Below are 11,251 nucleotides of genomic sequence, written 5' to 3'. Positions count from 1 at the left end.
GTGCACTTAATGTGAAAAAAGATGCCTTATAATGCACTTTCATCGCAATTAAGTGCACGGCACTTAATGGAGTAATGCACTATGAAGTCCACGTTTTTATGGAAACTGTTCGCTGTCTTCGCCCTTATTGCAGCTATGGGTCTTCTAGCCCTCCGTTTTGCAGACGAGCGTATGACGCATCTCATTATTCTGGTCGCAGCTTTTGCTCTTCTGATAGCGAGCAGCATTGGTTTTTTTATTTCCCGCTCTTTTTCTCGCTCGCTCCATGACATTATCGACGTCGCAGATCGTATTGCCGACGGTGATTTCTCGCGAAAAATTCTTCCCAAGCGTCGGAATGAGTTGGCAACCCTCGCTTTAACTATCAACGATATGGGAGAGAAGCTCCAAGAGCATTTTGACGAATTACGTCGACAAAAAGAGCGGTTACAGACCATTTTGGATGGAATGGTTGAAGGAGTTTTAGTCACTAATGATGAAGCTCGCATTGAACTGATGAACCCTGCGGTTTGCACGATGCTCGGTCTCGATGTCACCTCGTTACGTAAAAATGTGCTCGAATGTTTGCGGCATCGCGATCTTCACGATTCCATTGTTCGTGTCCTTCACGAAGCTCGTTCAGAAGAAAAGGAAATTGAACTTCTGCGTGGGAATGAAAAACGGACCATTATCATTCAGACAGCTCCTCTTTTTGAAAAAAATTATGGAGTCTCAGGAGCTGTCTCTGTTTTTGAAGACGTGACCAGTTTTAGACGACTTGAAAATATTCGTCGAGAGTTTGTCGCAAATGTTTCTCATGAACTGAAAACACCGCTGACGAGTATATGCGGATATGCAGAAACTCTTTTAAGTGATCAACCGAGTGATGTAAGCTCGACTCGTTTCCTTCAGAAAATTTACCATAATGGATTAGCACTACAAAAATTGATTGATGATCTTTTAAATCTTGCACGTATTGAATCAGGTCGTCAGCCACTTCTGAAAGAACCGATAAAATTGTATGAATTCTGTGAAGAGCTTCATGAGTTGTATGTGGATACGTTGCGTGCACAAATGATAACGTTTGAGAATAAAATTTCTTCTTCTCTGATTCTTTCTGCAGATCGCGCAGCCCTTCGTCGGATTTTGAATAATCTTTTTGAGAATGCTTTGAAACATACTCCTGCCGAAGGACGGATTATGGTGAGCGCTTTCCAGCACCCGAAGAACTGTATCGTGATGATCGAAGACACAGGAAGTGGGATTGCTTCCGAAAGTCTTCCTCATATTTTTGAGCGTTTCTATCGCGTGGATAAAGGTCGTTCACGCGATGTCGGTGGAACTGGTCTAGGGCTCGCGATCGTGAAACATCTCATGCACATTCATGGAGGAGAAGTTGCTGTGGAAAGCGAGCTGGGAAAAGGGACGCGATTTTCCCTGACATTTCCTTTGTCCTGAAACCTACTCGGAACATTTCCACAATTGCCATCAAAATGTCACATACGGATGTCAGAAACAGAACACTTCAAAAAGGAGGCATGATGAAATGTTTTGCACGTATGGTGATGTTGATCGGATTTTTGGTTGGATTTATTTCCATAAACGCATTTGCTGGAGAAGGACTTCTTATGAATGGTGCGGGAGCAACGTTTCCCTATCCGCTCTACTCCAAATGGTTTCATCATTATGAACAGATGTATCCAGGCGTAAAATTCAATTATCAATCGATCGGAAGCGGTGGCGGCATTCGTCAAATTTTGGAAAAAACCGTTGATTTCGGCGCTTCTGATGCTCCGATGGAAGATGCAGATTTGCAGAAAGCAGAAGGCTCGAAAATTCTTCATATTCCCACTGTCATTGGCGCGGTTGCTGTTGCTTATCATGTTCCCGGTGTCAGTAAGGGTTTGAAGCTGACCGGTTCTGTGGTCGCCGAGATGTTTATGGGAAAAATTACCAAATGGAATGATCCAAAAATTCAAGAGTTGAATAAAGAAGTTCATCTTCCGAACAAAGATATTCTTCCTGTTCGTCGCTCAGATGGAAGTGGAACAACCTTTATTTTTACAGAATATCTTTCGAAAGTGAGTCCAGATTGGTCGGACAATGTTGGAACGGGAAAATCTGTGAGTTGGCCGGTTGGTATTGGAGCAAAAGGAAATGAAGGCGTTACAGGTCTTGTAAAACAAACTCCAGGAGCTATCGGTTACATGGAACTTGCGTATGCGATAAAAAATAATGTCGCGGTAGCCTCCATAAAAAATAAAGCAGGAAATTTTGTTGAACCGACGACGGTATCTGTGTCCGCAGCAGCGACGAATGTAACGCTTCCCCAGGATTATCGTGTTTCGCTCACGAATAGTGAAGGGACGAAAGCCTATCCTCTGAGCGCTTTTACGTATCTTTTGATCTATGAAAAACAACATGATACACAAAAAGGAAAAGCAATGGTTGAGTTTTTAAAGTGGGCAACGCATGATGGACAAAAATTTGCTTCAGAACTTCACTACTCACCACTTCCGTCGAGTGTGGCTTTAAAGCTTGATGAAACGATTTCGCATATTCAAGTTGGAAAGTAATTTCGTATGAATGGGGATCGCTCTTTTGCATGTGTCACCAAGTGTTGTGGTTTTATTCTCGTCGCTCTCGTTGCCTTTACGGGAGCGATGTTGTTTGTGAAGGGATTTCCCGCGCTTCGCACCTTTGGAATTCATTTTGTAAGTTCTACTGTTTGGGATCCTGTGGCAGGCGAGTTCGGAGTTCTCCCTTTTATGTATGGAACAGTCGTTTCCTCGTTACTCGCACTTTTGCTTGCGGTTCCGGTCAGTCTCGGCATTGCTCTTTTTCTCACGGAGTTCTCTCCTTTTTTTCTTCGAACTCCACTTGCGTATGCAACGGAACTTCTTGCAGCCATCCCTTCCGTTATTTATGGACTCTGGGGTGTTTTTTATCTTGTTCCGTGGCTTCGCGAAAGTGTGCAGCCATTTTTTATTGAGTATCTCGGCTTTCTCCCTTTTTTTCAGGGTCCTCCGTTTGGTATCGGGATGTTCGCGGCTGGCGTGATTCTCTCCATTATGCTGATTCCGATTATTTCTTCTCTTTCGCGTGATGTGCTCAATGCGGTCCCCGATCATCAGCGAGAAGCAGCGCTCGCACTCGGAGCTACACAATGGGAAATGATTCGTGTGGCCGTGCTTCGTTATGGACGATCAGGTATTGTCGGTGCGATTTTTCTGGGGCTCGGGCGAGCGCTTGGGGAAACTATGGCAGTGACGATGTTGATTGGGAATCAACCGCTTATTTCCGCTTCACTGTTTGCCCCGGCAGCAACCATGGCTTCTGTGATCGCCAATGAATTTACGGAAGCGACCGATGATCTTTATCTCGCGGCGCTTTTTGGCATCGGTTTTGTTCTTTTTGTGCTGACATTTTTGATTAATGCAGGAGCGCGTCATCTGGTGACGAGCATTGGCCAGGGAAAAATGAGGAAAGACGAATGATCTCTTTGACGATTCGACGAAAAGGGATGAATTTCATCATGAGCGTCTTTTCGTTGATTGCGGTTATTGTTGCGCTGATTCCTCTCGTTCTTATTTTTGTTCATTTAGTGAGTAAAGGGATTGGCGCCGTGAATATCGATTTTTTTACTCAACTTCCAAAACCTGTCGGAGAAACGGGTGGAGGAATGGTCAATGCGCTTGTGGGGACGTCGGTCATGGTCTTGATCGCTTGTGTCATTGCTCTTCCCATAGGTCTTTTAGGCGGACTTTATCTTTCTGAATTTGGAAATGAAAAGTTTGGGGATATCGTGCGCTTTGCTGCAGATATGCTCAACGGAACTCCTTCTATTATTATGGGTGTCTTTACGTATGCGATCATTGTGGTTCCATTGAAAAATTTTTCCGCACTTGCAGGAGGCGTGGCGCTTGGGATTATGATGCTCCCGATGGTCATGCGCACCACGGAGGAGATGGTCAGACTGGTGCCGACCACACTTCGCGAAGCATCGCTGGCGCTTGGGGTTCCTTATTGGAAAACGCTTTTACGGATTATTTTAAAAACTGCTCAAGCAGGAATTATTACAGGAGTGCTCCTTGCTATTGCGCGTGTTGCGGGTGAAACAGCGCCGCTTCTTTTTACGGCTCTCGGAAATCAATTTTGGAATCTCGATATCATGGAACCTATTGCAGCTTTACCTCTTCAAATATATACCTATGCCATTAGTCCCTTTGAAGAATGGCATCGTCAGGCGTGGGCCGGAGCATTGGTGCTTATTGGAGGTGTTCTTCTTTTAAGTTTAGGATCGCGTTTTGTTTTTCGGAAAAAAAGAGGATCAGCTCGATGACAGAAAATAAAATCACTGCTGAGAAGGTGAATGCTTGGTATGGTGAAAATCATATTTTGAAAAATATTACTCTTTCCATTGCAGAAAAAACTGTCACGGCGCTTATTGGTCCTTCGGGTTGTGGAAAATCGACGTTTATCCGTTGTTTTAATCGGATGTTTGAAACTGTTCCTTCGGCAAAGATGCAAGGGCGCATCTTGCTTGAAAATCGAGACATTGCCAAAGACGATCCCGTGCAGCTTCGCCGCAAAATAGGGATGATTTTCCAAAAACCGAATCCATTTCCGACCATGAGTATTTTGGAAAATGTCACGGTGGGGCTTCGTCTCAATACGCGTATGAAACGAAGTGAAATCGAAGGGATCGCCGTCGATTGTCTGAAAAGAGTTTCGTTATGGGATGAAGTGGAAAAGAAACTTCACTTTTCTGGAACAAGTCTTTCAGGAGGACAACAGCAGCGACTCTGTATTGCGCGCGCACTTGCGGTGAGTCCGGAAGTGCTTCTTATGGATGAACCCTGTTCTGCGCTTGATCCGATTTCAACCGCTCGTATTGAAGAGTTGATTCATGAACTTCGGGAGAAATACACGATTGTGATTGTGACCCATAACATGCAACAAGCAGCGCGGGTGTCGAGTAAAACAGCGTTTCTGTATATGGGAAATTTGATTGAATATGGAAATACCAAAGAGGTCTTTACGACCCCTCAAGAGAAACAGACGGAAGATTACATCACAGGGAGGTTTGGCTAATGCAACATACCGATAAAAGTTTTGATCGCGAGCTTCAAGATCTCAAAAATAATATTTTAAAAATGGGAAGTCTTGTGGAAGAGATGATTACCTTTTCCATGAAATCAGTTGTGGATCGCGATGAAAAAGTTGCGCGCAAAGTCATTGAGATGGATCCCGTTGTGAATCAAATGGAAATTGCCGTGGATCAGCTCTGTCTGCAGCTTCTCGCTCTTCGACAACCGGCAGCTTCTGATCTTCGTTTTATTACGATTGGCCTTCGCATCAGCAAAGATCTGGAACGCATGGCTGATCTGGCTGTCAATGTGAGTGAAGTCTCGATCGAACTGAATAAAGAACCACAGCTGAAACCCTATCGCGATCTTCCCATGATGGGGGAAAAAACACGCGCCATGGTCAAAGATGCGCTTGATGCATTTGTGGAACAAGATTCCGAAAAAGCACATCACGTCTGTCAGTTGGACGATGAAATTGACGACTTAAATCGAAAAATTTATCGTGAGCTTGTCGAAATGATGAAGTCAAGCTCGGAATATGTTTCGCGCTGTGTGCAGTTGCTTTTTATTGCTCGTCATTATGAACGTATTGCCGATCATGCGACCAATATTGCAGAAGAAGTTATTTTTATGGTCAAGGGACAAGATATTCGTCACGGCCAAACACAAGGAGGTTAAGCGTGCCAGTTATTATCGATGTTCATGCGCGGGAAATTCTTGATTCGAGAGGAAATCCAACCATTGAAGTTGATGTTTTCACACAAGATCGCATCATGGGGCGAGCTGCTGTCCCTTCCGGGGCATCCACTGGAATCCATGAAGCTCTTGAACTGCGTGATGGCGATCCTAAACGATATCTCGGCAAAGGAGTCCGAAAAGCGGTTGAACATGTGAACACTGTGCTTCGTCAAGCATGTCTTGGGAAAGAAGTCACAGCGCAGGAAGATATTGATCGACTTCTTCTCGAATGTGACGGCACACCGAAGAAATCAAAGCTCGGAGCAAATGCGCTTCTCGGTGTTTCTCTTGCGGTTGCGCGTTGTGCCGCGAAGGCCACGCAGAAAAAATTATTTCTTTATCTCACCGAACTCTTTCAACCGAAAACTAAAAATCTTTTGCCTGTCCCGATGATGAATATTCTGAATGGCGGTGCGCATGCAGATAATAACATTGATATTCAAGAATGGATGGTGATGCCGGTGGGTGCCTCAACCTTTTCCGAAGGGCTTCGAATGGGGACAGAAGTTTTTCATTGCTTAAAAAAAGTCCTGCATGAAAAAGGATATCAAACCGCTATCGGTGATGAAGGAGGATTTGCTCCAAATCTTCGCTCCAACGAAGAAGCGCTGGATGTGATTTTGCTCGCGATCAAAAGAGCCAATTACCGAGCGGGTGAAGATGTCGCACTTGCTCTTGATGCGGCTTCTTCTTCTTTTTATCATGATGGTTGCTATGTTCTCGAAGCTGAGGGAAAAAAATTCAATGCTTCTGAACTGACGCAGTGGTATCAAACTCTGGTAAAACGTTATCCAATTCTTTCGATTGAAGATGGTCTTGCAGAAGATGATTGGGAAGGGTGGAAACTGATGACACATACCTTAGGTGATCATCTTCAAATTGTCGGTGATGATCTTTTTGTCACCAATGCGAAACGCCTTCTTCAAGGGATTGAAAAGAAAGCAGCCAACGCTATTTTGATTAAAGTGAATCAAATTGGAACGCTGACAGAAACCTTTGAGTGTATTCGTGTTGCGCAAAAAGCAGGATATAAGGTCATCATTTCGCATCGTTCTGGGGAGACAGAGGATTCGAGTATTGCGGATATCGCTGTTGCCACAGGAGCTGGGCAGATTAAAACAGGAAGTCCATGTCGTTCTGACCGGACAGCGAAGTATAATCAACTGCTTCGGATAGAAGAATATTTAGGAAACCATGGCTGCTACGCTGCAAAAACTGGATTTCATTCACGTCAGCCCTTTTCGGCCTGAGGATCTCGATGCTCTTCTTGTCATCGAAGAAGAGGTGCATGCAAGCCCTTGGTCAAGAGCTTCCTACGAAGATATCATCTGCCTCGACAGCATTTTTATTTGGGTCGCACGCATCCAAAACGAACTGGTGGGATATATGTTGTTTCAGAAAGCAGAAGAAGAGATAGAGCTTCATACCATTGGGGTGACTGGACGTTATCAACGACAAGGGATTGGAAAACGTCTGATGGAAAAGTTGATGACAGAAGCAAAAACATTCGGGACGGAAGGAATTTCACTGCAAGTGCGAGTTTCAAATACGCCCGCCCAAAAACTCTATCTTTCGTTTGGATTTGTGAACGTGGGCTTAAGAAAAAAATATTATCAAGATAATCAAGAGGATGCGTTAGTGATGCGAAAAAAACTCACTAGCCACGAAGGTTTAAATTTTGTATAATTATGCCAACTTATGCTTCAAGGCTTAGTGCTTGTTCTCAATCGGAGTTTTATTCCTGTCGATGTCACAAGTGTGCAGCGAGCGTTTTGCATGTTGTATCGAGATATTGCTCGCGCCGTTGACGTCGAATATCAAACCTTTGATTTTCACTCCTGGTGTCGGCGATCCTCTCATATTCAAGATGAAGTCATAGGACTTGTTGGAAGGAGTATCCATATTCCGCGAGTGGTGGTTTTACTTCACTATGATCATTTTCCAAAAAGAAATATCCGTTTTTCTCGTCAAAATATTTTTTTACGAGACAATTTTACGTGTCAGTATTGCGCTCGAAAATTTCCTCGTTCTCATCTCAACCTTGATCATGTGGTGCCACGTGCGCAAGGAGGGGAAACCACATGGGATAATATCGTCACCAGTTGTCATCCGTGTAATCGTCGTAAAGGAGGATTGCGTCCTGAAGAAGCAGGGATTCTTCTGATGCGGAAACCGTATCGTCCTTTTGCTTTTCCTTTCTTTCATACAAGATTCGGTATTAAACTCCATGACCAGTGGAAACCCTTTGTCAGCGTTGTTGATTCTGGTTAAGAGCACACAAGAATATGAGTGATCTGCTGTCATCCTCGCGAAAGCGGGGATCCAGAAAAGCTCATAAACACCTGGATTCCTGCTTTCGCAGGAATGACATCGTATTCGTGAAAAACTCATTTACTATATGAATCAAACTTCAAAGTCTTTTACTCTTATGGTTGAGCCTACCGATGACGGAAAACGTCTCGATAGATTCCTTTCGGAACGCATATCGACCTTGACCCGGTCGCAAGCGAAACGACTTATTGAAGAAGACTGTGTCACTTCTCTCTCTTCTCCGAAGTCACAGCTTCGTCCCGCATCTCTTGTCGAGAAGGGAGATCGTTTTCAGGTTCTTCTTTCAATTGTAAAACCTCTTTCTCTCACGCCAGAGGCGCTTCATCTGGATATTCTTTATGAAGACAAAGATCTGATCGTGGTGAATAAGCCTGCAGGGATGGTGGTGCATCCGGCTGTGGGGAATTCAACAGGCACGCTTGTCCACGCACTTCTTGCTCACTGTCACGATCTTTCGGGTATTGGAGGAGAGCTCAAGCCGGGTATCGTGCATCGTTTGGATAAGGGAACGAGTGGAGTCATCATTGCGGCAAAAAATGATGCTGCACATCTCCATCTTTCTCATCAGTTTTCTTCGCGTCAGGTAAAAAAAGTTTATCTTGCTTTAGTGTATGGACTTTTTCGTCAAGAAAAAGGTTTTTTCAATGCTTCTTTGGGAAGATCAACGCGAGATCGGAAAAAAATTTCGTCTCGAACCGCGAAACCGAAAGAAGCACTCACGAATTGGGAAAAGAACGAAACCTATGGTCGCTCTCTTACCTTTTTATCAGTGACGCTTCATACGGGAAGAACACATCAAATTCGTGTGCACTGCGCAGAAGCAGGGCATCCTTTAGTAGGGGATACGACGTATGGAAGTGAACATGCGGCTGCTCGTATTCCTGATAAGAAATTTCGATCACTTCTCTCTTCACTGGAGCGACCAGCACTCCATGCTTTCCGACTTGGAATTCATCATCCGCGTACGGAACAATTTTTAGAATTTACTGCACCCATACCAGATGATCTGAAAAATCTCTTGGACCAATTGCGAAGTATTGCTTCATGATATACAGGTTTGTCATTCTGAGCATCGCGAAGAATCTCCAGTGATCACATGAGATCCTTCACTTTGTTCAGGATGACATACATTTAGCGATACGCAATAGAAGGGGTTTGATCGAAAGGAATGTAAATTTCGCTTTCTCCCGTTTTAATGATTTTCATGGAGAGAGCTTGATTGAGACGACGATATTCTTCACGCGCGTCATGGGTATCGAGTTCCGGGACAACTTCAGGAATGATTGGTGTTGAAACTTTTCCTTTACGTTTTTTCACTACTCGCGGAAATTGCGAATCATAATGTGATCGCGAAACACGCTTTGACGATTTTATTTTTTGAGGAATTGTTTTTTTCAGATCGATCACTGCAACTTCTACTGCTGATTCAGCCCCTTCGGTCACCTTTTTCCCCACTTCATCTTTTTCGGTGACTTGAAATCGCTCAAGCGCATCCATCTTTTGTTTCACTGTCTCCTGAGGATGAGAAGTCCCTCTTTCTTCGATGGTGCCAATTCGTTGAAGCAGAAAAAGACCAGAGAAGAGCAACAGAACAGCAAGCAAATTGTAAAGCGTTGAACGTTTCATGTGGTCTTATATTGCGAGCACCTAACATACGGGATGGGGACTGTCAAAATCGTCTTGTCTTTATCCAGAACGCCCTTTATATTTCTTTTTTCAAAGGAGAGCTGTGCATCGTCTTGCTTCTGTTATTCTTGCAGCTGGTCTCGGAACCCGAATGAAATCTGCGTTACCGAAGGTGCTTCATCCTCTTGCCGGTCGACCAATTCTTTCCTATCCTCTTGAAATTTCAAAGAAAATGAGGGCTGCGCCCTGTTACGTTCTCATTCCTCCAGCAAAGAAACTCTTTGAGCCATTGCTCGCACAATTTGGAGCTCACGGAATTATTCAGCAAAAACCACTTGGTACTGCGCATGCAGTTCTCGCAACACGGAGCGTCCTTTCCTCTTTTCAAGGACATGTTTTGATTCTTTGTGGAGATGTTCCTCTTCTTCGTTTTGAAACAGTCCGCGATTTTGTTTCTCGAGTGGTGAAAGAAAAAATGACGCTCGGTGTGATTACGATGCGCATGGAAGTGCCAGAAGCGTATGGACGTGTGGTGAGAGATCTTGATGCGAAGGTTGTGGGTATTGTGGAAGCAAAAGAGGCGACAGAGGATCAGCGAAAAATTACAGAAGTGAATACCGGTGTTTATTGTGTGGAGAAAGAATGGCTCTTTAAAGTATTGCAACATATTCGTCCCTCCAAAGGAGGGGGAGAATATTATTTGACGGATATTGTTTCACATGCTGTGAGTGAAGGGGAATCTCTTCTCGGATATGAAGCTTCTGATTCGAGTGAGTTTCTGGGCGTGAACTCACGGAGCGATCTTGCGCATGTTGCTCGTTTGATGCGGCATCGTCTCAATCAGAGTTATATGCGTGAAGGGGTGGGGATGATCGACGAGACATCAGTGTATATAGATGATGGAGTTCAGATTGGAGAGGATACGCTTCTTCATCCAGGAGTTTGTCTCCGTGGAAAAACAAAAGTGGGAAGAAGATGTATTCTTGAACCCGGTGTGATTCTTACCGATATGATGGTTGCAGATGATGTTCAGGTGAAAGCATATAGCATTCTTGATGGGAGTCGTGTTGCAGAAGGGGCTGTTATTGGACCTTTTGCTCGCATTCGACCGGAATCAGATATCGGGAAAGAAGTGAAAATCGGAAATTTTGTGGAAGTAAAAAAGACGACGTTGAAACGAGGAGCAAAGGCGAACCATCTCTCTTACTTGGGAGATAGTATCATTGGCGCTGAAGCCAATATTGGATGTGGCACGATTACCTGTAATTATGATGGACATTCGAAACATCAGACTATCATTGGAGAGAAAGCTTTTATTGGAAGTGATGTTCAGTTTGTAGCGCCCGTGAAAGTGGGGCGTGATGCCGTTGTCGGAGCTGGTTCAACGATTACCAAAAATGTTCCAGCGCATTCGCTCTCCCTTGCGAGATCGCAACAGGTTGTCATCAAAGGGTGGAAGCCAAAGTGGAAGAGAAAAAAATAAAGGA

12 protein-coding genes are annotated in these 11,251 nt (G+C 44.3%); 11 read left to right on the top strand and 1 reads right to left on the bottom strand.

From position 1 onward, the window contains the following. Positions 1-81: 81 nt before the first annotated feature. The 10 genes from A3C46_00885 (at position 82) to A3C46_00840 (ending at position 9,186) form a co-directional block, all read left to right on the top strand. Positions 82-1,437 (top strand): hypothetical protein, encoded by a 1,356-nt coding sequence (locus A3C46_00885; GenBank protein OGQ22046.1) that lies wholly within the window; start codon positions 82-84, stop codon positions 1,435-1,437. An 80-nt stretch (positions 1,438-1,517) separates the two neighbouring features. After that, the gene (locus A3C46_00880; GenBank protein OGQ22045.1) at positions 1,518-2,555 is read left to right on the top strand and encodes a phosphate ABC transporter substrate-binding protein PstS; all 1,038 of its coding nucleotides are present in this window, start codon (positions 1,518-1,520) and stop codon (positions 2,553-2,555) included. 6 nt (positions 2,556-2,561) lie between these two features. Continuing rightward, a complete protein-coding gene (locus A3C46_00875) occupies positions 2,562-3,476 on the top strand; it encodes a phosphate ABC transporter permease subunit PstC (GenBank protein ID OGQ22044.1) in 915 nt (304 codons plus the stop codon). Beyond that, positions 3,473-4,321: a phosphate ABC transporter, permease protein PstA gene (locus tag A3C46_00870; protein OGQ22043.1), complete on the top strand. Its 849-nt coding sequence runs from the start codon at positions 3,473-3,475 to the stop codon at positions 4,319-4,321. Before A3C46_00875 ends, A3C46_00870 begins: the two co-directional genes overlap by 4 nt. After that, entirely contained in the window at positions 4,318-5,073 is a 756-nt protein-coding gene (locus A3C46_00865) for a phosphate ABC transporter ATP-binding protein (GenBank protein OGQ22042.1), read from the top strand. The genes A3C46_00870 and A3C46_00865 overlap by 4 nt, the downstream gene beginning before the upstream one ends. Continuing rightward, positions 5,073-5,747 carry a phosphate transport system regulatory protein PhoU gene (locus tag A3C46_00860; protein ID OGQ22041.1) on the top strand — a complete coding sequence of 225 codons (675 nt, stop codon included), beginning with the start codon at positions 5,073-5,075 and terminating at the stop codon, positions 5,745-5,747. Before A3C46_00865 ends, A3C46_00860 begins: the two co-directional genes overlap by 1 nt. A 2-nt stretch (positions 5,748-5,749) precedes the next feature. Beyond that, complete coding sequence (locus tag A3C46_00855; GenBank protein OGQ22040.1) at positions 5,750-7,057, top strand: phosphopyruvate hydratase; 1,308 nt, start codon at positions 5,750-5,752, stop codon at positions 7,055-7,057. After that, positions 7,002-7,493: a ribosomal-protein-alanine N-acetyltransferase gene (locus tag A3C46_00850; protein ID OGQ22039.1), complete on the top strand. Its 492-nt coding sequence runs from the start codon at positions 7,002-7,004 to the stop codon at positions 7,491-7,493. The genes A3C46_00855 and A3C46_00850 overlap by 56 nt, the downstream gene beginning before the upstream one ends. A gap of 12 nt (positions 7,494-7,505) precedes the next feature. Next, positions 7,506-8,078 carry an HNH endonuclease gene (locus A3C46_00845; GenBank protein OGQ22038.1) on the top strand — a complete coding sequence of 191 codons (573 nt, stop codon included), beginning with the start codon at positions 7,506-7,508 and terminating at the stop codon, positions 8,076-8,078. A 127-nt stretch (positions 8,079-8,205) separates the two neighbouring features. After that, positions 8,206-9,186, top strand: a complete 981-nt coding sequence (locus A3C46_00840; GenBank protein OGQ22037.1) for a hypothetical protein — start codon at positions 8,206-8,208, stop codon at positions 9,184-9,186. Between the two features lie 83 nt (positions 9,187-9,269). Here the strand turns inward: A3C46_00840 and A3C46_00835 are convergent, their stop codons facing one another. Next, a complete protein-coding gene (locus A3C46_00835; GenBank protein ID OGQ22036.1) occupies positions 9,270-9,764 on the bottom strand; it encodes a hypothetical protein in 495 nt (164 codons plus the stop codon). Between the two features lie 151 nt (positions 9,765-9,915). On the opposite strand from A3C46_00835, the gene A3C46_00830 reads away from it, so the two are divergent. After that, positions 9,916-11,247: a UDP-N-acetylglucosamine diphosphorylase/glucosamine-1-phosphate N-acetyltransferase gene (locus A3C46_00830; GenBank protein ID OGQ22050.1), complete on the top strand. Its 1,332-nt coding sequence runs from the start codon at positions 9,916-9,918 to the stop codon at positions 11,245-11,247. The last annotated feature ends 4 nt before the right edge of the window (positions 11,248-11,251 follow it).

The organism is Deltaproteobacteria bacterium RIFCSPHIGHO2_02_FULL_44_16, assembly GCA_001798185.1.
Taxonomy (GTDB): Bacteria; UBA10199; UBA10199; order 2-02-FULL-44-16; family 2-02-FULL-44-16; genus 2-02-FULL-44-16.
This window is presented reverse-complemented; position numbering and strand designations above follow the sequence as displayed.

Excerpts from the sequence above, each read along its gene's own strand:
- A3C46_00885 (OGQ22046.1), top strand. The coding sequence starts at position 82 with ATGAAGTCCACGTTTTTATGGAAACTGTTCGCTGTCTTCGCCCTTATT.
- A3C46_00880 (OGQ22045.1), top strand. The coding sequence starts at position 1,518 with ATGATGAAATGTTTTGCACGTATGGTGATGTTGATCGGATTTTTGGTT.
- A3C46_00875 (OGQ22044.1), top strand. The coding sequence starts at position 2,562 with ATGAATGGGGATCGCTCTTTTGCATGTGTCACCAAGTGTTGTGGTTTT.
- A3C46_00870 (OGQ22043.1), top strand. The coding sequence starts at position 3,473 with ATGATCTCTTTGACGATTCGACGAAAAGGGATGAATTTCATCATGAGC.
- A3C46_00865 (OGQ22042.1), top strand. The coding sequence starts at position 4,318 with ATGACAGAAAATAAAATCACTGCTGAGAAGGTGAATGCTTGGTATGGT.
- A3C46_00860 (OGQ22041.1), top strand. The coding sequence starts at position 5,073 with ATGCAACATACCGATAAAAGTTTTGATCGCGAGCTTCAAGATCTCAAA.
- A3C46_00850 (OGQ22039.1), top strand. The coding sequence starts at position 7,002 with ATGGCTGCTACGCTGCAAAAACTGGATTTCATTCACGTCAGCCCTTTT.
- A3C46_00845 (OGQ22038.1), top strand. The coding sequence starts at position 7,506 with ATGCTTCAAGGCTTAGTGCTTGTTCTCAATCGGAGTTTTATTCCTGTC.
- A3C46_00840 (OGQ22037.1), top strand. The coding sequence starts at position 8,206 with ATGAATCAAACTTCAAAGTCTTTTACTCTTATGGTTGAGCCTACCGAT.
- A3C46_00835 (OGQ22036.1), bottom strand. The coding sequence starts at position 9,764 with ATGAAACGTTCAACGCTTTACAATTTGCTTGCTGTTCTGTTGCTCTTC.
- A3C46_00830 (OGQ22050.1), top strand. The coding sequence starts at position 9,916 with ATGAAATCTGCGTTACCGAAGGTGCTTCATCCTCTTGCCGGTCGACCA.